Here is a 21874-nt window from a genome sequence, read left to right on the forward strand (position 1 = left end):
CCCCTTCATGCCCGTACCGCGTGAGCGTCTAGGACGCGTTGCCGCTCGCGCTCATTTCCGCGATCAGGCTCTTCGGGCGCATGTCGGTCCAGTGCTCGTCGATGTAGTCGAGGCATTCCTGGCGGCCGGCTTCTCCGTGTACCGAGGTCCAGCCCTCGGGAATTTCCGCGAATGCGGGCCAGAGCGAATGCTGGCCCTCGTCGTTGACGAGCACCAGAAAGGTGCCGTTCTCGTTGTCGAACGGATTGGTCATGACGGGTTCCTTTCCCCTGTCGGCCGCACGGCCTGGAGTTTTTCTGCGACGATGCGCCCGATCTGTGCCAAGGGCGCGGACTGGAGCATGCTGTTGTGGTCGACGGCGATGTCGTGGGCGCGGATGTCTCCCGTGACGAAGGGCCGCCAGCTGCCGACGGCGTCCCACGCCTGGGAGTCGGCGGACCGGCCGACGGTGGCGACGAAGACGTCGAGGTCACCGTTGAACCGCCGCGGGGTGTAGCCGTAGGAGAGCCGGCCGGAGTTGACCGTCACTTCCCTGAGGTTGGCCAGGAGCTGTTCGTCCAGGCCCAGTGCGGCGGCACCGTCGTCGCCGGGAACGGCACCGTCCTGGTACGGCAGGCCCTCTTCGCCCAGTTCGCGGCGCATCGCCACGTCCTCGCCCTCGCGGGCAGCCGGTGTCGCGTCGAAGACCTTGCCGGTGTCCCCGCCGAAGTAGGTGTCGAGCAGCGCGAGGAGGGCGACCTGCTCGCCCTGGGCCTCCAGGGCGGTGGCGACCGCGTAGGCGACCGTACCGCCGAAGGACCAGCCGAGGAGGTGGTACGGGCCGGTGGGCTGGACGGTGCGGATCTGGGCGGCGTAGTCCGCGGCCATCTCGTCCATGGTCAGCGGCAGCGGTTCCGGTCCGGCCAGGCCGCGGGCCTGGAGGCCGTAGACCGGCCGGTCGGCGGGCAGGTGCGGCAGCAGGCCCCGGTAGCCCCAGCTCAACCCCAGGCTGGAGTGGACGCAGAAGAGCGGCGGGAGGCTGCCCTGGGTGCGCAGCGGCAGCAGGACGCCCAGGTCGCCCCGGCTGGCGCCGCGGGCAGCGCCGGTCCCGCGCGGGCGTACGCTGCTCGCGTCCGCCACGGTGATCAGGCCGGCCGTGCTGCGCCGGGCCCGGTCGCCGGTGTGCAGCATCCGCTCACCGGGCGGCCCGAAGGGGTTCGCGACGAACCGCTCGCCGGTGCGTGCGGCGCTGCCCGTGCAGCCGGACGCCAGGGCCGCTCCCGCCACGTACAGGTCGCCCGGGACGCCCGGCGGGACCGGCCGCAGCAGCCCGTCGAGGACGTAGGCGCGGGTGTGGTCCACCGGCCGGCCCGCGGGCAGCGCCGACGGTACGGACTCGCCCGGCGCGGCGCGGTGTTCGAGCCAGGGGCCCGCCGTCCCGGTGGCCGCGTGGCCGGTGACCACGGTGCTGTCCGGGTGCATCTCGCGCCACTTCAGCAGCCCGTCGTCGGCTTCCGGCGTGCCCGCCGACAGCACGAGGACCTCGGTGGGCCGCTGCCCGTCCGGCAGTTCGGTGAACGTCGGCAGCAGGTCCCGGGTGGTCACCAGGAGCCGCGGGGCGTCGGTCCCGGCCGGGGTACGGACGTCCTCCGGCGCGCCGAACCGGACCCCGCCGCCGCTGCACAGCGCCGCGAGCAGCGGGGTGACCAGGGCCGCGACGGGTGCCCGGGTGTCGATCAGCGTGGTGCCGCGGACCGCCGGGGTGGCGTGGGCGCGGTACGCCGTCTGCCGGGCCAGCGTCCGGTGGCCGACGACCGCGGCGGCGCCGTCCGGTGCGCTGCCGTCGAGCACCAGCGCGGGCCGGCCGGGCAGCGGCGGGCGGAGCCGCGCTTCCGGTGCGGCCGGCAGCGTGCCGTCCAGGACGACGGCCGGTACCGGTCCGTCCGTGGGCAGCCGTCCGGCGGTGGCCGGGGTGCAGACCAGGGCGGCGGGCCGGCTCTCGCGCAGCACGGTCTCGATGCCGTCGACCGGCCGGTGCGAGTCCAGGGGGCGGCAGACGGCGCCGGCCTTCAGGATGCCGGTCAGGGCGACCAGGAACGCGGTGCCGGCCGGTTCGGCCACGGCCACCTCGTCCCCGGGGCCGATCCCCAGCTCGGTGAGCCGGCGGGCCAGCAGGCTGCCCGCGGTGTCCAGTGCGGCGTAGGTGAGTGCGCCGTCGCGGTCCGCCGCGGCCACCGCGTCGGGGGTGCGGGCCGTCTGCGCGGCCAGTTCCTCGACGACGGTGCGGCCCTGGTCCGCGGCCGCCGTGGCCTCGGGGTCCGCCACCAGCCGGCGGAACTCGTCCTCGCCCAGGAGGATGTCCACCTGGCTCAGGCGCAGTTCCGGGTCGGCCGCGAGCTGGTCCAGGACGCGCACCAGCCGGTCGGCGAACGCCTGCGCGGTGTCCTGGTCGAACAGGTCGGTGGCGTACGTGAGGTGGCCGTCCATGCCGTCCGGGCCGCCGTCGGCACGCTGCCGCTCGGTCAGGTCGACCGACAGGTCCAGCTCGCCGGTCGCGCCGCCCACGTCGAGGCGGCCGGTGCGCAGCCCGGGCAGCTCCCACGGATCCCACACCTCGGTCCGGCCCTCGTGGAGGTTCAGGCCGACCTGGAAGACCGGGTGCCGGTCCACGGAGGGCGGCAGCGGCAGGGCGTCCACCAGGCGCTCGAAGGGGACGTCCTGGTGGCTGGCGGCCTCGCGGTGGGCCTGCTGGACCCGGCGCAGCAGTTCGAGGAAGCCGGGGTCGCCGGAGGTGTCGGTCCGCAGCGGCAGCGGGCCGTCGAAGGGGCCCACCAGCCCTTCCAGGCCGTCCTCGTCCCGGCGGGCGCGGGTGGTGCCGAGGGTGATGTCGGTGCCCGCGCCGAGCCGGGTGAGCAGCAGGGCCAGGGCGGCCTGGACGACCATGAAGCCGGTGGCCTCGCGGGGTCCGGCCGCTTCCATCAGCCGGGCGTGCGCCGCCGCGTCCAGGCGCAGCGGTACGCGGGCGACGCGCCGGGAGGGCAGCGAGGGACGCGGCCGGTCGGTGGGCAGGTCCAGTTCGCCGGCCAGCCCGGCCAGCGCGTCCTGCCAGTAGGTGAGCTGGTCGCTGACCAGGCTCTCCGGCTCGTCGGCGCCGCGCAGCAGCTCCTGCTCCCACCGGGCGTAATCGGCGAACTGCAGGGGCAGCGGCGCCCGTTCGGGTGCCCGGCCCTCGCAGCGCGCGCCGTACGCCGCCGACAGGTCGCGGAAGAGCGGGTCGAGGGACTGCTCGTCCGCGGCGATCCGGTGGACGGTGACCAGCAGGACGTGCTCGGTGTCCGAGAGCCTGAACAGGTGGGGCGCCCAGGGCGCTTCCCGTGTCAGGTCGAAGGCGCGGGCGCCGTGCGCGGCCAGCAGGTCCGGCAGTTCCGCCTCGGTCGCCTCGGTCACCGGCAGCCGCGGGCGCGCCGCGTCGTCGGTGGCGGGCACGATGTGCTGGCGCAGCTCGCTGCGGGCGCCGGAGAAGGTGGTCCGCAGGATCTCGTGGCGGGCCGCCACGTCGCCGAGGGCGGCTTCCAGCGCCGTACGGTCCAGTGCGCCCGTCAGGTGCAGCGCGGCCGAGAACTGGTGGGCCGGGCCGCTGTCGTGCAGCCGGGTCAGCAGCCAGGTGCGCAGCTGGGCGACGGTCGCGGGCGCCTCGCCGTCGTGGCCGGCCGGGGTCAGGACCGGGCGGGCCTTCGTCGCCAGGGTGCGGGCCACGCCCGCCGCGGTGGGCGCGCTGAAGAACTGCCGCAGGTTCAAGGACGCGTCGAACTCCTCGCGGATCCGCCCGATCAGGCGCATCGCCAGCCCGGACTCGCCGCCCAGCTCGAAGAAGTCGTCGTCGGCGCCGACCTCGTCGAGTTTGAGCACGTCGGCGAAGAGGCCGCAGAGGATCTCCTCGGTCTCGTTCTGCGGTGCCCGCCGGTCGACCCGCTCGGCGAAGTCGGGGGCGGGCAGGGCCTTGTGGTCGACCTTGCCGTTGGCGGTGACGGGCAGCGTGCCCATCACGATCACGGCGGCCGGGACCATGTAGCCGGGCAGGACCTTGGCGGCGTGCTCGCGGATCTCGTCGGCGTCGGCCTCCTGGCCGTCGGGGACGACGTAGCCGACCAGCAGCCGTTCGCCGGGCCGGTCCTCGCGGGCCGCGACCACGGCCTGGCCGACCGCCGGGTGCGCGGCCAGGGCCGCCTCGACCTCGCCCAGCTCCACCCGGAAGCCGCGGATCTTGACCTGGTGGTCGGCGCGGCCTGCGAACAGCAGCTCGCCCTCCGGCGTCCAGCGCACCAGGTCGCCGGTGCGGTACATCCGCTCGCCGGGGGCGAACGGGCAGGCCACGAAGCGTTCCGCGGTCGGTGCGGCGCGGCCGAGGTAGCCGCGGGCCAGCCCGGTGCCGGCCACGTACAGTTCGCCCGGCGTGCCGGCGGGCACCGGCTGGAGGAACGCGTCCAGGACGTAGACCTGCCGGTTGCCCAGCGGGCGGCCGATCGGCAGCACCGCGGCCGGCTCGTCGTGCGGCCGGGTCAGGTGCCAGGTCGCGCACAGCGTGGTCTCGGTCGGTCCGTACAGGTGGCGGACGGTCACCTCGGGGCAGGCCGCGCGCACCCGGGCGACGGCCGCGGCGGGCACCACGTCGCCGCCGGTCAGCACCTCGCGCAGGCCGCGCAGGCACTCCGGCGACTCCTCCGCCACGACGCGGAAGGTGCCGGCCGTCAGGTGCACCGCGCTCACCCCGGCGCCCACCGCGGCCCGGATGTCCTGGGAGTCCACCGCGCCCGGCGCGGCGACCAGCACCCGGCCGCCGGAGGCCAGCGGCACCCAGATCTCGAACAGCGAGGCGTCGAAGGCGTGCGGTGCGTGCATGAGGACCGTGTCGCGCGGGCCCACCGACCAGCCCAGGTCGCCCACCAGGCCGGCCACGCTGCCGTGCGGTACGGCGACGCCCTTGGGGACGCCGGTCGAGCCCGAGGTGTACATGACGTACGCGAGGTCCTCCGCCGCCACGCGTACGGGCACCGGGGCACCGGCCGGCGCCACCGCGACGGCGGCCCGCACCCGGTCGTCGTCCAGCACGACCAGCTCGGCGGCGGCGTCGACCGGCACCGCGTCGCGGGTGGCCCGGGCGCACACGACCGCCGCCGGGCCGGAGTCGGTGAGCAGGAACGCGACCCGCTCGGCCGGCTGCGCGGGGTCCACCGGGACGTACGCGGCGCCGGTCTTCCACACCGCGAGCAGCGTCACGATCAGGTCGGCGGAGCGTTCCAGCAGCACCGCCACCCGGTCGCCGCGCGTCACGCCGCGGTCCGCGAGGCAGGCCGCGAGGCGCTCCGACTCCCGCTCCAGTTCGGCGTAGGACAGGGAGCGCCGCGGGTCGGTCACCGCGACCGCGCCGGGGACCTGGGCGGCCTGGGCGGCGATCAGTTCCGGTACCGAGGTGCCGGGCGCCTTGGCGGCGGTGGCGTTCCAGCCCGCCAGCACCAGGTCGCGCTCCGGCTCCTCCAGGACGCCGATCCGGCCGACCGGCACCGTGGGGTCGGCGGCCAGCTGGGTGAGCACCCGCACCACCCGCTGTCCGATCAGCCGGGTGGCCGCCGTGCCGAACAGGTCGGGGCGGGAGGACAGCCGCAGGCTGATGCGGTCGCCGGGGAAGACGCCGAGGGTGATCGGGTAGTGCGCCGCGTTGCGGGAGAGCCCGGCCGGTTCCAGGGTGAGGGCCTGCGGGTCGGCGGGTCCTGCGGGCGGGCGCGGGAAGCTCTCGTAGACGACCAGGGTGTCGAAGGAGGCGCCGGGCCCGGCCAGCTGCTGCACCTCCGACAGGCCCAGGTGCTGGTGCGGCAGGAGCGCCGACTGGCGTTCCTGGAGGGCGGCGAGCATGTCGATCGCGGGCTGCCCGCCGTCGAGCCGTACCCGTACCGGCAGGGTGTTGATGAACAGGCCGACCATGGACTCGACGTGCGGCAGGTCGTGCGGGCGGCCCGCGACGGTGGCGCCGAAGACCACGTCGGTGCGCCCGGCCAGGCGGGCGAGGACCAGGGCCCAGGCGCCCTGGAAGAGGGTGTTGAGGGTCAGCCCGTAGCGGCGGGCCAGCTCGGTCAGCTCCCTGGAAGGGCCCTCGGGTATGTCGATCAGGACGTCCTCCGGCACCACACTGGCCCGGGTGCGGTCCGCCGGGACCACCAGCGTCGGCTCCTCGGCCCCGGCCAGCTCGGCGCGCCACGCCTCGCGGGCGGCATCCTTGTCCTGCCGGTTCAGCCAGGCCAGGTAGTCGCGGTAGGAGGCGGTCGGCGGGAGGGCGCTGCCGTCACCGCCCGCCGCGTACGCCGCGGACAGCTCCGCCAGGACGATCGGCATCGACCAGCCGTCCATGAGGATGTGGTGGCTGGTGACGACCATCCGGTGCCGGTCCGCGCCGAGGCGGACGAGCAGGACGCGCAGCAGGGGCGCGGTGGCCAGGTCGAAGCGGCGGGCGCGTTCGGCGTCGGCCAGCCGCGCGGCCTCCGCCCCGGCGTCGTCCGGCGCCAGGTGCGAGAGGTCGGCCTGCTGCCAGGGCAGTTCCACCTCGCGGGCGATGACCTGCACCATGCGGGCCCCGCTGACCCGGCGGAAGCAGGCGCGCAGCGCCGCGTGCCGGGCGACCAGGGTCTCCCACGCCGCGCGCAGCCGGCCCGGGTCCAAGGGACCGTCGACGGCGTGTGCGGACTGCACGGTGTAGACGTCCGGCCCCTCCTCGTCAAAGGTGGCGTGGAAGAGCAGCCCCTCCTGCAGTGGTGACAGCGGCCACACGTCCTCGACCATGGATCGGGTCATCGCTTTCTCCTCACAACGCCTCGTCGTGCTCGGTCGCTAGCGCTCGTCATCGGTGAATCCGGCTTCCAGCTCGTCGATCTGCCCCTGGGCGAGATCGAGGAGGCCGAAGTCGGAGGGGGTGTGGCCGCCCGCCGCCGGGTCGGCGGTGTGCGCGGCCAGGCCGGCCAGCAGGTCCAGCCAGGCCCGGCCGACGTGCTCGGCCGGCGCGTCCGCGGCGGGGGCGGTCCGGCCGAGCGTGAGGGTCAGTTCCGGCTCGTCCGGGGTGCCCCGGAGGACGGCGTGCGCCTCCAGGTCGTACGGGGTCCGCGGGCCCGGCCGGGCCGTGCCGCCGGCCGCCGCGGGGCCGGCCGGCTGCCAGGGCGTGTCCGCGGGCCCGGTGCGGGTCCGGTCCCGGTGGGTGAAGGAGAGGCGGGGTTCCGGCTGGGCGTCCGGGGCCGTGGCGGCCCCGGGGCCGGCACGCAGGTGTTCCTTGACGGCCTTCAACAACGTACCGGCCGCCGGTCCGCCTGCCCAAGCCCCGTCCAAATCGGTGCCGGACAGGTCGAGCCGTACGGGCTGGACGCGGGTGAACCGGCCGACGGTACGGGCCAGTTCACCGCCGTCCGCGTCCGGCGCCGGCTGCCTGCCGTCCGTCTCGACGGCCACCACGACGGGTGTGCCGCTCCCGTGGCGGGCGACCGCGCCCGCCAGGGCCGCGAGCAGCACCTCGTGGAGGTCGCAGTGGTAGAGGGGCAGGGTCCGGTGCAGCAGGGTGGCCGCGGTGTCATGCGGTACGGTCCACGACCGCTGGTGCGCGGGGACGGAAGCGGACGGCCCCGCGGGGGCCCGGCTCTCCTGGGCCGGCCCGCCGTCCAGCTCCGCGGCCCACCGCCGGTACGACGTGCCGACGGGTGCCAGTTCCGGTACGGCACCGGCCGCCACGGCGGCGCAGGCCGCCGCGAGGTCGGCGACCACGGTGCGCCAGGACGGTTCGTCCACGACGAGGTGGTGGGCGGCGAGGGCCAGCCGGCCGGTGCGTCCGGTGCCGGCGTCGAGCCACACGGCGCGGAGCGCGGGGCCGGTGGCGGGGTCCAGCTGTTCCGCCGCCTCGCGGCCCGCCCGGTCCGCGACGGCGTCCAGGTCGCCGTCGGGGATGCGGGTGCCGTCGATACGGAGGACGGCCGAGGCGGCGTCCACCGTGCCGCGTTCACCGGCCACCAGCACCGGCCGGCCGTCCTCGTCCCGTTCCAGGCGGGCCCGGAGCATGTCGTGGGTGTCCAGGACGGCGGCGAGCCCGGCGGTCAGCGTGTGCGTCTCCAGGCCGGCCGGGGCGGTCACGACGGTCCACTCGGCGAGGCCCCGGTCGAAGGCGTGGCCGCCGAGCGCCCGCAGGGCGGGGGTCGGCGCGATCGGGCCCGTGCCGACGTCGCCGGCGGCCCGTGCGCGCTCGGCCGCCTGTGCCGATTCCACGGCCTCCGCGAGGCGTTCGGGGGTCGGCTGCTCGAAGACCTGGCGCGGTGTCAGGGTGAGTCCGGCGCGGCGGGCCCGGGAGGCCAGCTGCATCGACATGACGGAGTCGCCGCCCACGTGGAAGAAGTTGTCGTCGATGCCCACCCGTTCGAGGCCGAGCACCTCGGCGAACAGGGTGCACAGCGTCTCCTCCACCGGGGTGCGCGGTGCGCGTCCGGAGACCTGCCCGGCGAAGTCCGGCGCGGGCAGCGCGGCGCGGTCGGTCTTGCCGTTCGGGGTGAGCGGCAGCCGGTCCAGCGGCACCAGGGCCGCGGGGACCATGTACTCGGGCAGCCGCTCGGCGACGTGGGCGCGCAGGGCGGCCAGCAGTGCTCCGGTGTCGCGGCCGGCGGCCGGCGCGTTGGTCCACGCCGTCAGCGGGGCCTCGGGCCCCGCGGTGCCCCCGGCCGGTACGTAGATGTCCACCGGCGCGGCCCCGGCCACCAGTTCGGCGCGGACGAACGCCAGGTCCAGGGTGTCCGGCGTCCCGGTGGACCAGGTGGCGCCGACCCAGTAGCCCAGGCTCTCCCCCAGCTCGTGGAACGCCTCGACGTCGGGGGCGCCGGCGCCCGGCAGGTCCGGGTGTCCCGTACCGCCGCCGGCCGCCGGCCGCGCCGGATCCCCGCCGTCCTGGACGGTACGGGCGAGCGCCGCCTCGTACGCGACCCGGACGTTGGGCACGCCGGTGACGCGCAGCCGGTCCGGGCGCTCGCCGTCCAGGTGGCGCCGGAGTGCGGCGAGGCCGCCGTCGGGGGCCGTCCAGGACCGCTCGGGTGCGCCGTCGAGGGAGAGCACGGCGGCTCCCCGCTTGTGCAGCGTCACGTCGTAGCGGTACCGGGTCAGCTCGTTGTGGTGGTGTCCGCGCTTGAGGCGGATGTCGACGCCGGCGGTGTCCGGCAGCCGGTCCCGCAGCGCGGTGAAGAACTCCGGGTCGACCAGGAGTTCCTTCTCCAGGACGACGCTGCGCTCCACGGCCCGCCGCAGCGCGGCCGGGTCGCCGTCGTGGGCCGCGCGGCCCACGTGCACGGCGGTGGCCAGGGCGCGCAGGAGACGGACGTTGCGTACGTCGCCGACGAACAGCGCGCCGCCCGGTGCCAGCAGCCGTACGGCCAGCTCCACGACCTCCTGGAGGTATCCGGCGTTGGGGAAGTACTGCGCGACCGAGTTGAGCACGATCGTGTCGAAGTACCCGGCGGGCAGGCCGTCGGCCTCGTGAGCCGCCTGGGTGCGCAGTTCGACCCGTCCGGCCAGCCGCGGGTCGCGGCTGACGTGCCGCCGCAGTTCCTCGATCGCCGGGGCGGAGAAGTCGGTGCCCCAGTACGTCTCGCAGTCGGGAGCGAGCTGCGAGAGGAGCAGGCCGGTGCCCACGCCCAGCTCCAGCACCCGGCGGGGGCGCAGGGCCCGGATGCGGGCGACGGTCCGGGCCCGCCATTCGCGCATCTGCTCCAGCGGGATGGGCTGCCCGTCGTAACTGCTGTTCCACCCGGCGAAGTTCTCGCCGAGCACGTCGGACTCCGGGTGGGCGTGCAGGGTGTCGTACAGGTCCTGCCACTCGCCGACCTGTTCCTGTTCCAGCCGCTCGTCGCGGTCCGCGGTGGCCGTGCCGGCGACCACGTAGCCGACCAGGCGGCGCTCGCCGGGGCGGTCCTCGCGGGCCACCACGACGGCCTGGGCCACGGCCGGGTGGGAGGCCAGCGCGGCCTCCACCTCGCCCGGCTCCACGCGGTACCCGCGGACCTTGACCTGGGCGTCGGCCCGGCCGACGAAGACCAGCTCGCCGTCCGGCGTCCAGCGCGCCACGTCGCCGGTGCGGTACATCCGCTCGCCGGGCGCGAACGGGCAGGCCACGAAGCGTTCCCCGGTCAGGCCGGGGCGGTCGAGGTAGCCGCGGGCGAGGTTGACGCCGGTGACGTACAGCTCCCCGGCGACGTCCGGCGGCACCGGCTGGAGGAAGGCGTCGAGCACGTACGTGCCGGAGTTCGCGATCGGCCGGCCGATCGGCACCGTGCCGGTGTCCGGCGTCAGCGGCGCGCTCATCGCCGCGCACACCGTCGTCTCGGTCGGCCCGTACGCGTTGATCATCCGCCGGGAGCCGGCCCAGCGGGCGGGCAGCGCCGGCGGGCACGCCTCGCCCGCCACGGTCAGCGTCTCCAGCGCCGCGGGCAGTTCCTCGGCCACCGCCAGCACGCTCGGCGGGACGGTGGCGTGGGTGATGTCCCAGCGGCGCAGCGCGGCGCCCAGGGCCACGTGGGGCGGCAGCCCCTCCGGGCCGGGGACGACCGAGGCGGCGCCGGAGAGCAGGGCCATGCACAGTTCGGAGACCGCGGCGTCGAAGCTCAGCGACGCCATCTGCAGGACCCGGGACTCCGGTGTCACCGCGAACCGTTCGATCTGGGCGCGCGCCAGGTTGCCCACGCCCGTGTGCGGGACGACGACGCCCTTGGGCCGTCCGGTGGAGCCGGAGGTGTAGGTGACGTACGCGGCGTGCGCCGGGCGCAGCGGCGCGGTCCGCTCGCCGTCGGTCAGCGGGCCGCCCGGCAGCGCGGCGATGCGGGCCGCCACCGCCGCGTCGTCCAGGACGACGACGTGTCCGGCGTACCCGTCCGGTAGGACGTGCCGGGTCTGCTCGGTGCACAGCACCACCGGCGGTGCGGCGTCGGCGAGGACGTACGCCACGCGCTCGGCGGGGTGGGCCGGGTCCACCGGTACGAAGGCGCCGCCCGCCGTCGACACCGCCAGTACGGCGGTGACCATGGCGGCCGACCGCTGCACGGCCACCGCGACCCGCTGCTCGGGTCCGACGCCGAGCCCGGTCAGGTGGCGGGCCAGGCGGCCGGTCTCCTGGGCGAGTTCGCCGTAGGTCAGCGTGCGGTCGTCGGTGATCAGTGCCGTCGCGTCCGGGGACCGCCCGGCCTGCCGGGCGAACAGTTCCGGCAGCGTGGCGGCCGGGGCGGGCGCCGCCGTGCGGTTCCACCGGGTCTCGACCAGCTCGCGTTCGTCCTCGCCGAGCAGTCGGATCCGGCCCACGGGCGTCGCCGGGTCCGCCACCACTTGTTCCAGGGCGCGGACCAGGGCGGCCTGCATGCGCTCGGCGCGGGCGCGCGGGAAGACGTCCGGGCGGTAGATGAAGTCGCCCTGGGCGCGCTCCCCGGGAGCCACGATCCAGGTGAGGGGGTAGTGGCCGCGGTCCTCGGGGACGCCGGCCGGGCGTACGGCGAGGGAGTCCGGGGCGGCGGGTGTCTCGGGCGGCTGCGGGTAGTTCTCGTAGACCACCAGCGTGTCGAAGGTCGCGCCGGGCCCGGCGAGCTGCTGGATCTCCGGCAGTCCGACGTGCTGGTGGGCCAGCAGCGCGGTACGGCGCCGCTGGAGGTCGGTCAGCAGGTCGGCGACCGGCTGCGCGCCGTCCAGGCGCACCCGTACCGGCAGGGTGTTGATGAACAGGCCGATCATCGACTCGACGCCCGGCAGCTCCGGCGGGCGGCCGGCGACGGTGGTCCCGAAGACCACGTCGTCGCGGCCGGTCAGCCGGGCCAGCAGGAGGGACCACACGCCTTGCAGCACGGTGTTCGCCGTCAGGCCGAGACGGCGGGTCAGCTCCGTCAGCCCCCGGGTGAGGTCGTCGGTCAGCTCGAAGCGGATGCGTTCGGGCACGGCGGGCGCCCGGACCAGTTCGGCCGGTACGACGCTGGTCGGCTCGTCCAGCCCGGCCAGTTCGGCCCGCCAGGCGGCCCGGGCGGCCTCCTTGTCCTGGCGGTCCAGCCAGGTCAGGTACTCCCGGTAGGAGGTGGCCGGCGGCAGCGTACGGTCGTGGCCGCCCGCCGCGTACACGGCGGCCATCTCGTTGATGAGCACCGGCAGCGACCAGCCGTCCTTGACGATGTGGTGGCTGGTCAGCACGAGCATGTGCCGCCGTTCGGCGAGCCGGACCAGCAGCAGCCGCAGCAGCGGTGCCACCGTCAGGTCGAGCCGGTGCTCGCGGTCGCCGTCGGCCAGCGCCTGGAGGGCGGCCGGCACGTCGTCCTCGGGCAGCCCGGACAGGTCCGCCGCACGCCACGGCAGTGGTACGTCCCGGGCGATGACCTGCACGGTCTCGCCCGACGCGGACGGGTGGAAGCTGGCGCGCAGGGACGGGTGCCGGAGCAGCAGTGTCTGCCACGTGGCCCGCAGCCGGTCGACGTCGAGCGGGCCGGCCAGTTCCATCATCCGCTGGCCCTCGTAGATGTCGGGGCCCTCCTCGTCGAAGGCGGCGTGGAACAGCAGCCCTGCCTGGAGGGGGGACAGCGGCCAGATGTCGGCGAGGGACGGTACGGCCGCCTCCAGCTCCGCCACGGTGTCCTGGGTCAGTTCCAGGAGGGTGAAGTCGGAGGGTGTGTGTCCGCCCGCGCCCGGGCTTTCGGTGTGTGTGGCGAGGCCGGTGAGCGCCGCGAGCCAGTCCTGTCCGAGCCGCCGCGCGGCGTTCTCGTCCAGGAGGCCGGCGGGCCAGCTGAGGGTGAGGGTCAGCGCGGGCCCGTCGGGGCCGTCCTGGACCACCGCGCCCGCTTCCAGCGCGTGCCGGGCGGGCATGTCCTGGTCCACGGATCCGCCGAACGCCGCCTCGCCGGCCGGCTGCCAGGGCGCGGCCTTCTCCGGTGCGGCTCCGGCGGTGAACCGGCCGAGGTAGTTGAACGCGATCTGCGGGGCCGGGAGGGCGGCCAGCCCGGGGCCGGTCTCCGGGTTGAGGTGGCGCAGCAGCTCGTACCCGAGCCCGTCGCCGGGCACCGCGCGCGCCTGTTCCTTGACGGACTTCAGCAGCGCGCCGGCCGCCGGGCCGCCTGCCAGGGCCTGGGCCAGGTCGAGGCCGGCCAGGCGCAGCCGCAACGGGTGGGTGCTGGTGAACCAGCCGACCGTACGGGAGAGATCAGCGCCCGCGAGCGGCTCGCGCCCGTGCCCTTCGATGTCCACGAGGACTCCGGTGCCGGTGTCCTGGCCGCGCTCCTCCTGCCGGCGGGTCACGGCGGCGGCCAGCGCGGCCAGCAGCACGTCGTGGACGCCGCAGTGGAAGGCGGCCGGTGTCCGCGCCGCGAGGACGGCGGCCTCCTGGGCGGGCACGGTCCAGGTGAGGCGGCGGACGGTCGCCGCGGTGTCCTGCTCCGGGTCGAGGGCACGCTCGCCCACCAGCGGGTCGGGGCCGTCCAGCAGGGCGGTCCAGTGCTCCAGTTCGGCGGTGCGCGCGGGGTCCGTCGCCTGTGCGGCCAGCAGGGCCGACCACTGCCTGAAGGTCGTCCCGGCCGGGTCGAGGTCCGGTTCCCGGCCCGCCGCCACGGCTTCGCAGGCGGCTTGCAGGTCGGGCACGAGGATGCGCCAGGAGACGCCGTCCACGGCCAGGTGGTGGACGGCGAGGACCAGCCGCCCGGTCCGCGCGGGACCGGCGTCCAGCCACACCGCCCGCACCAGCACACCGTCGGCGGGCGCCAGGCGCCGTACCGCCTCCCGCGCGGCCCCGTCCGCCAGCCCGTCCAGGCCGTCGTCCGGTACGTGCGCGGCGTCGACGCGGCTGACCAGCGCGGCGGCGTCCAACGAGCCGCGCGGGCGGACGTGCAGCGCCGGTTCGGGGCCGTCGGTCACCCGGGCCCGCAGCATGTCGTGCGTGTCCAGTACGGCGGCCAGCCCGGCGGTCAGCACGTCCTGGCCGAGCCCGGCGGGGGCCCCTACGACCGCCCACTGCGCGAACTCGCCGCGCGTCGCGGCCGGGATGCCGAGGGCCCGTACGACCGGGGTCCAGGCGACCTCGCCCGCCCCGGCGTCCGCCGCCGGTCCGGGCCCGGTGTCGTCCCCGGCCGTCTCGGCCACCTCGGCCAGCTTCTCCGGGGTCTTCTCCTCGAAGACCTGCCACGGTGTGACGACCACTCCGGCGCGCCGGGCCCGCGACACCAGCTGCAGCGACATGATCGAGTCGCCGCCCAGCTCGAAGAAGCTGTCCTCGACGCCGACCTGGTCCACGCCCAGCACCTCGGCGAACAGCGCGCACAGGATCTCCTCGGTGCCGGTGCGCGGGGCCCGCTCCGAGGCGCGTGCGGCGAAGTCGGGCGCGGGCAGCGCGGCCCGGTCGACCTTGCCGTTCGCGGTCACCGGAAGCGCTTCGAGCACCACCACGGCGGCCGGGACGAGGTAGTCGGGCAGCAGCCCGGCCACGTGCTCGCGGACCGCCTCGGCGTCCACCGCCGTCCCGTCCGGCACGACGTACCCGATCAGGCGCCGCTCGCCGGGCCGGTCCTCGCGGGCCACCACCACCGCCTGGGCCACCGCCGGGTGCCCGGCGAGCGCGGCCTCGACCTCGCCCGGCTCGACCCGGTAGCCACGCACCTTGACCTGGGTGTCGGCCCGTCCGGCGAAGACCAGCTCACCGTCGTACGTCCAGTGCGCCAGGTCGCCCGTACGGTACATCCGCCCGCCGGGCGGGAACGGGCAGGCCACGAACCGCTCGGCCGTCGCCCCCGGACGGTCGAGATAGCCGCGCGCCAGACCGGTGCCCGCCAGATACAACTCACCGTCCACACCGGGCGGTACGGGCTGGAGGAACGCGTCGAGCACATACGCCCGGCGGCCGTCCAGCGGACGCCCTATCGGCAGCACGTCACCCGGCACGGGCTCGCCCGGCCGCAGCTGCCGCCACGTGGCACACAGGGTGGTCTCGGTCGGCCCGTACAGATGCCGTACGGCCACCTCGGGGCACGCCGCGCGCACGCGGGCGACGGACCCGGCCGGAACCACGTCACCACCGGTCAGCACCTCCCGCAGCCCCGCGAAGCACTCCGGCGCCTCCTCGGCGACCACGCGGAACAGGCCCGCCGTCAGGTGCACCGCCGTCACGCCCGCCGCCACCGCCTCGCGTATCCGCCGGGCGTCGACCGTGCCGGGCCCGGCGACCACTACGCGGCCGCCCGTGACCAGCGGTGCCCAGATCTCGTACAGCGACGCGTCGAAGACGTGCGGGGCGTGCATCAGCACCGCGTCGTCCGGGCCGAGCGCCCAGCCGCGGTCCGCGACCAGCGCGGCCACACTGCCGTGCGGCACACCCACACCCTTCGGCACACCGGTGGAACCGGAGGTGTACATCACGTACGCCAAGTCGTCAGCGCTGAGCGCCGGTTGCGAACCAGTGGCCTCCGCCACCGCCGCCCGCACCTTCGGATCGTCCAGCACGACGACCTGCCCGGCCACGTCCGCCGGCACCGCCGCCCGCGTCGCCTCCGTGCACAGCACGACCGACGGGCCCGAGTCCGCCAGCAGGAACGCCACCCGCTCCGTCGGATACCCGGCGTCCACCGGCACGTACGCCGCACCGGCCTTCCACACCGCCAGCAGCGTCGTGATCAGATCGACGGACCGCTCCATCACCACGGCGACCCGGTCCCCACGCCCCACTCCCAGACCGTCCAAGTACGCGGCGAGGCGGTCCGACGCGGTGTCCAACCCGCCATATTGGACAGTTCGCCGCCCGTCCCCGACGGCCACGGCGTCCGGCGCCGACGCCACGCGCCGGGCGATCAGCTCCGGCACCGACGCGGCGGACGGCTGTCCGGCTGCCGCCGGGTGCCCCGCGGTCACGGCACGGTGGTGTTCCGGTGCGGCCAGGACGCCGATGCGGCCGACGGGCGCCTGCGGGTCGGCCACGACCTGTTCCAGGACGCGGATCACCCGCTCGCCCAGCTGCCGGGCCTCGCGCCGGTCGAACAGGTCCGGGCGGTACGTCACGTAGATCCGCAGCCGGTCGCCGGGGACGACGCCCACGGCCAGCGGGTAGTGGGTGCCCGCCACCAGTTTCGCCTGGGTGATCGTCACCTCGCCGCCCGCCCGCATGGAGGCGGACAGGGTGGCGGTGGTCCGCGGGTAGTTCTCGAACATCAGCATGGTGTCGAAGACCGCGCCGGGGCCGGCCAGGCCCTGCACCTCCGGCAGGCCGAGGTGCTGGTGGGCCAGGAGCGCGGACTGGCGCTCCTGGAGGCCGGTGAGCATCCGCAGGACCGGCTCGGCCCCGTCCAGGCGTACCCGTACCGGCTGGGTGTTGATGAACAGGCCGACCATCGACTCGACGTCGGGCAGCTCCGGCGGCCGGCCGGAGACCGTGCCGCCGAAGACCACGTCGGTCCGGCCGGCCAGGCGCGCCAGCACCATCGCCCAGGCGCCCTGCACCACGGTGTTGACGGTCAGGCCGTGCTGCCGGGCCAGTTCGGTCAGGGCCCGGGTGCCGTCCTCGGAGAGTTCGGCGGCGCCGGTCTCGGGCTCCGCCGGGGCCCGGCCCGGCTCGGAGCGGGCCACCAGCGTGGACTCCTCGGCGCCGGCCAGCTCCGCCTGCCAGGCGGCGCGTGCGGCGTCCTTGTCCTGCTCGCTCAGCCACGCCAGGTAGTCGCGGTACGAGGCGGTGCGCCTGAGGTCCGTGCCGTCGCCGCCCGCAGCGTAGGCCGCGCCCAGCTCGTCCAGGACGATCGGCATGGACCAGCCGTCCAGGAGGATGTGGTGGCTGGTGACGACCAGGAAGTGCCGGTCCGCCGCCACGCGGACGAGCAGCAGCCGCAGCAGCGGGGCCTGGGCGAGGTCGAAGCGCCGGGACCGCTCGTCGGTGGCGAGCCGGTCCAGTGCGGCCTGCCGCTCGGGCTCCGGGAGCGCCGACAGGTCCGCCTCGCCCCAGGGCAGTTCGACGGCCCCAGCGATGACCTGCACGGTGTCGCCGGACTCCCGCTGGTGGAAGCTCGCCCGCAGCGCGTCGTGCCGGGCCAGCAGCGTCTGCCAGGAAGCGCGCAGCCGGGCGGCGTCGAGGGGGCCGGTCAGTTCCAGCAGCCGCTGGGTCTCGTAGACGTCCGGGCCTTCCTCGTCGAAGGCGGCGTGGAACAGCAGCCCTTCCTGGAGGGGCGACAGCGGCCAGATGTCCGTCAGGGACGGCACGGCGGCCTCCAGCGCCGTCACGCTCTCCTGGGTGAGGTCCAGGAGCGGGAAGTCGCCGGGGGTGTGCCCGCCCGCACCGGGGGCGCCGGTGTGGGCGGCCAGGCCGCCGAGGAGGTCCAGCCAGACCTGGCCGAGCCCGGTCACCGCGGTCTCGTCGAGGAGGGCGGCGGGCCAGCTCAGCGCGAGGTCCAGGGCCGGTCCGTCCGGGGTGTCGCGGACGACGGCGCTCGCTTCCAGGGCGTGCTGGACGGGCAGGTCCGGCGCGGCCGTACCGCCGATCGCGGTGGTACCGGCCGTCTGCCACGGGCCGACCGTGCCGCCGTCCGCGCCCGTGGCGAAGCGGCCGAGGTAGTTGAAGCCGAGCTGCGGGGCCGGGAGGGCGGCCAGCGCGGGGGCCGTCTCCGGGTTGAGGTGGCGCAGCAGCTCGTAGCCGAGGCCGTCGCCGGGTACGGCGCGTGCCTGTTCCTTGACGGCCTTGAGCAGCGCGCCGGCCGCGGGGCCGCCGGTGAGTGCCTGCGGCAGGTCGATGCCGGAGAGGTCCAGCCGGACCGGGTGGACGCTGGTGAACCAGCCCACCGTCCGGGACAGGTCGGTGCCGTCGAGCGGTTCCCTGCCGTGTCCTTCGACGTCCACCAGAAGGCCGGTGCCCGGGGCGGGCCGCCAGTGGGCGACGGCGCCTGCCAGGGAGGCCAGGAGGACGTCGTGCGCTCCGCAGTGGAACGCCGCCGGGGCGCGGTCGAGCAGGGCGGCGGCCGCCGCGCCGGTCACCGTCCAGGAGCGGCGGCGCAGGGTGGCCGCGGTGTCGGTGTCCGGGTCGGGCGCGCGGGTGCCCAGCTGCGGGTCCGTGGTGTCGAGCAGGGCGGTCCAGGCGTCGAGTTCGGCCGTGCGGGCCGGGCCGGACGCCTGGGCGGTGAGGAGTTCGGACCAGCGGCGGAACGAGGTGCCGACGGGATCGAGTTCGGGTGCTTCGCCCGCGGTCACGGCCTCGCAGGCGGCCCGCAGGTCAGGCGCGAGGACGCGCCAGGACACGCCGTCCACGGCCAGGTGGTGGACGATCAGGGCCAGCCGCCCGGTCCGGCGCGGACCGGCGTCCACCCACACCGCCTGCACCAGCACGCCCGCGGCCGGGTCCAGCCGCTCGGCGGCCGCGCGGGCCGCGTCCTCGGCGATGCCGTCCAGGGCGTCGTCCGGCGCGTCCGTGGCGTCGGTACGGGTGACCAGCGTGGCGGCGTCGACCGCGCCGCGGCCGGGCACGTGCAGGACGGGCCGTTCACCGGTGACGGCGCGGGCGCGCAGCACGGCGTGGGTGTCCAGTACGGCGGCCAGTCCCGCGGTCAGCGCGTCCGTCCCCAGTCCGGCCGGCGCGCCGAGGATCATCCACTGGGCGAAGCCGGGGCGGGCGGCGCGCTCGCCCAGCGCCCGCATGACGGGCGTCCAGGGGATCTCGCCGTCGCCCGGGTCGGACGCCGCGGGGGCGGCGTCACCGGTACGGGCCGCCACCGCCGCCAGCCGCCCGGCCGTCTTGAGGTCGAAGACCTGGCGCGGTGTCAGGACGAGTCCGGCGCGGCGGGCCCGTGACACCAGCTGCATCGAGCCGATGGAGTCGCCGCCCAGCGCGAAGAAGCTGTCGTCGGCCCCTACCCGGTCCAGGCCGAGCACCTCGGCGAACAGGCCGCACAGGACCTCCTCGGCCGCGGTGCGCGGGGCCCGCCCGGACACCCGCCCGGCGAAGTCGGGGGCGGGCAGCGCCACCCGGTCCACCTTGCCGTTGACCGTCACCGGCAGGGCCGGCAGCACCAGCACGGCCGCCGGGACCATGTAGTCCGGCAGCACCTTGGCGACGTGCTCGCGGATCTCGTCCGCGTCCGCCTGCTGCCCGTCGGGCACCACGTAGCCCACCAGGCGCCGCTCGCCGGGGCCGTCCGCGCGGGCCACGACCACGGCCTGGCCGACGGCCGGGTGCGCGGCCAGCGCCGCCTCCACCTCGCCCAGTTCGACCCGGAAGCCGCGCACCTTGACCTGCGCGTCCGCCCGCCCGGCGAAGACCAGCTCGCCCTCGGGCGTCCAGCGCGCCAGGTCACCGGTCCGGTACATCCGCCCGCCGTCGGCGAACGGGCACGCCACGAAGCGTTCGGCGCTGAGCCCGGCGCGCTGCCAGTACCCCTGCGCCAGGCCGGTGCCGGCCACGTACAGTTCGCCGACCACGTCCGGCGGCACCGGCTGGAGGAACGCGTCCAGGACGTACGCCTGGCGGTTGTCCAGCGGGCGGCCGACCGGCAGTTCCCCGCCCGCTTCGTCGCCGGGCCGCAGGACGTGCCAGGTGGCGCACAGGGTGACCTCGGTGGGTCCGTACAGATGCCGTACGGCCACCTCGGGGCACGCCGCGCGGACGCGGGCGACGGATGCCGCCGGGACCACGTCGCCGCCGGTCAGCACCTCGCGCAGCCCCGCGAAGCACTCCGGGTCCTCCTCCGCGACCACCCGGAACAGGCCCGCCGTGACGTGCACGGCCGTCACCCCGCCCGCCACGGCCTCGCGGATCCGCTGCGCGTCCACCGCGCCCGGCCGCGCCACCTCGACCCGGCCGCCGGCCACCAGCGGCGCCCAGATCTCGAACAGCGACACGTCGAAGGCGTGCGGGGCGTGCATCAGCACCGCGTCGTCCGGGCCGAGCGCCCAGCCGCGGCTCCCCGTCAGCGCCGCCACGCTCCCGTGCGGCACGGACACGCCCTTCGGCACACCGGTCGAGCCGGAGGTGTACATCACGTACGCCATGTCGTGGGCGCCGAGCGGCAGTTGCGGGCCCGGACCGCCGTACACCGCGACCTCCGGCGCGTCCAGCACCACCAGGCGGCCCCCCGCGTCCACCGGGACCGCCGCAGCGGTCGCCGTCGTGCACACGACGGCCGCCGGCTCCGCGTCGGCCAGCAGGAACGCGATCCGTTCCGCCGGGTACCCGGCGTCCACCGGCACGTACGCGGCACCCGCCCGCCACACCGCCAGCAGGGCCACCACCAGGTCGGCGGACCGTTCCATCAGCACCGCGACGCGATCGCCGCGCCGCACCCCGGCGTCCGCCAGGTACGCGGCCACCCGCCCCGCCTCCGCCGCCAGCCCGCCGTACGTCAGCGTCCGCCGCTCGTCCCTGACGGCCACGGCGTCCGGCGCCGACGCCGCGCGCCGCGCGATCAGCTCCGGGACCGACGGCCCCGCCGCCTCGGCCGCCGTCGCGTTCCAGCCCTCGACGACCAGGTCCCGTTCGTCCGCCCGCAGGACGCCGGTCCGGCCCACCGGCGCCGACGGGTCCGCCACCAGCTGCTCCAGCACCCGTACCAGCCGGGCGAACACGGCCTCGGCGGTACGGCGGTCGAAGAGGTCCGGGCGGAAGTCGAGCTTGCAGAGCATCCGCTCACCGGGCACGACGACCAGCGTGAAGGGGTAGTGGGAGGTCTCGCGCCCTTCGAGGAAGCGCAGGGTGAAGGCGTCCGGGCCGGTGGCCCCGGCGGGTGCCGCCGGGTAGTTCTCGAACACCACCAGCGTGTCGAAGACCGCCCCGGGCCCGGCCAGCTTCTGGATCTCCCCCAGGCCCAGGTGCTGGTGGGACATGAGCGCGGTCTGCCGCTCCTGGATGCCGCTGAGGAGCCGGTGCAGCGGCTGTCCGCCGTCGAGCCGGACCCGTACCGGCAGGGTGTTGATGAACAGGCCCACCATCGACTCGACGCCGGGCAGTTCGTCGGGGCGGCCGGCCACCGTGGCGCCGAACACCACGTCGTCGCGCCCGGCGAGCCGCGCCAGGAGCAGCGCCCAGGCGCCCTGCACCACGGTGTTGACGGTCAGCCCGTGGGCGCGGGCCAGTCCCACCAGGCCGCGCGTCAGGTCCTCGGGGATCTCGCTGATCAGGCTCTCGGGGACCACCGGCAGCCGGGCCGGGTCGGCCGGTGCCACCAGGGTCGGCTCGTCGTTGCCGGCCAGCTCGGCCCGCCACGCCTGCCGGGCCGCGTCCTTGTCCTGGCGGTTCAGCCAGGCCAGGTAGTCGCGGTAACGGGGCGCCCCGGGCAGGCCGCGGGCGTCACCGCCCGCCGCGTACACCGTGGTCAGCTCGTTGAGCAGGACCGGCATCGACCAGCCGTCCATCAGGACGTGGTGGGAGGTGACGACCAGCCGGTGGCGTTCGGCGCCGAACCGGATCAGCAGCAGGCGCAGCAGCGGCGGCACCGCCGGGTCGAACCGCTCGGCCCGCTCCTCCGCCGCCAGCCGCCCGGCCTCGGCGGCGGCCTCCGCCGCGTCCAGGCCCGACACGTCGGCCTCCCGCCACGGCAGGGTCACCTCGCGCGCGACGACCTGTACCGCGTCACCCGACCTGCGCCGCCGGAAGCCCGCCCGCAGCACCGGGTGCCGGGCGACCAGCGCCTCCCAGGAGGCGCGCAGCCGGTCCGCGTCCAGCGGGCCGTCCAGGGCCAGCGAGCGCTGGCCCTGGTAGACGTCCGGGCCCTCCTCGTCGAAGGCGGCGTGGAACAGCAGCCCTTCCTGCAACGGCGAGAGCGGCCACACGTCCTCGACAAGAGATCGGGTCATCGCTTACTCCTCAAAACGGCATGCGTTCATCGGGCTACGAGGTGCGGCCGGCGGCTCGTGGGGCGCG

3 protein-coding genes are annotated in these 21874 nt (G+C 76.0%); all 3 read right to left on the bottom strand.

Annotated features, from left to right (window positions below; translation table 11 throughout):
- Window positions 1-28 precede the first annotated feature (28 nt).
- From AB0L45_RS11860 to AB0L45_RS11870, 3 genes are read right to left on the bottom strand one after another with little or no spacing between them, the layout of a single operon-like run.
- Window positions 29-253 carry an MbtH family protein gene (locus AB0L45_RS11860; protein ID WP_365838661.1) on the bottom strand — a complete coding sequence of 75 codons (225 nt, stop codon included), beginning with the start codon at window positions 251-253 and terminating at the stop codon, window positions 29-31.
- Entirely contained in the window at window positions 250-6822 is a 6573-nt protein-coding gene (locus AB0L45_RS11865; protein ID WP_365838663.1) for an amino acid adenylation domain-containing protein, read from the bottom strand. Before AB0L45_RS11865 ends, AB0L45_RS11860 begins: the two co-directional genes overlap by 4 nt.
- Window positions 6823-6858: 36 nt before the next feature.
- On the bottom strand, window positions 6859-21807 hold the full coding sequence (locus tag AB0L45_RS11870; protein WP_365838665.1) for an amino acid adenylation domain-containing protein: 14949 nt from the start codon (window positions 21805-21807) through the stop codon (window positions 6859-6861).
- Window positions 21808-21874: the final 67 nt, after the last annotated feature.

The sequence above is a fragment of the Streptomyces sp. NPDC052496 genome (genome assembly GCF_040679095.1).
In the GTDB taxonomy this organism is placed as follows: domain Bacteria; phylum Actinomycetota; class Actinomycetes; order Streptomycetales; family Streptomycetaceae; genus Streptomyces.

Bases quoted from the DNA above. Each gene is read 5' to 3' on its own strand.
- AB0L45_RS11860 (WP_365838661.1), bottom strand. From the start codon at position 253: ATGACCAATCCGTTCGACAACGAGAACGGCACCTTTCTGGTGCTCGTC.
- AB0L45_RS11865 (WP_365838663.1), bottom strand. From the start codon at position 6,822: ATGACCCGATCCATGGTCGAGGACGTGTGGCCGCTGTCACCACTGCAG.
- AB0L45_RS11870 (WP_365838665.1), bottom strand. From the start codon at position 21,807: ATGACCCGATCTCTTGTCGAGGACGTGTGGCCGCTCTCGCCGTTGCAG.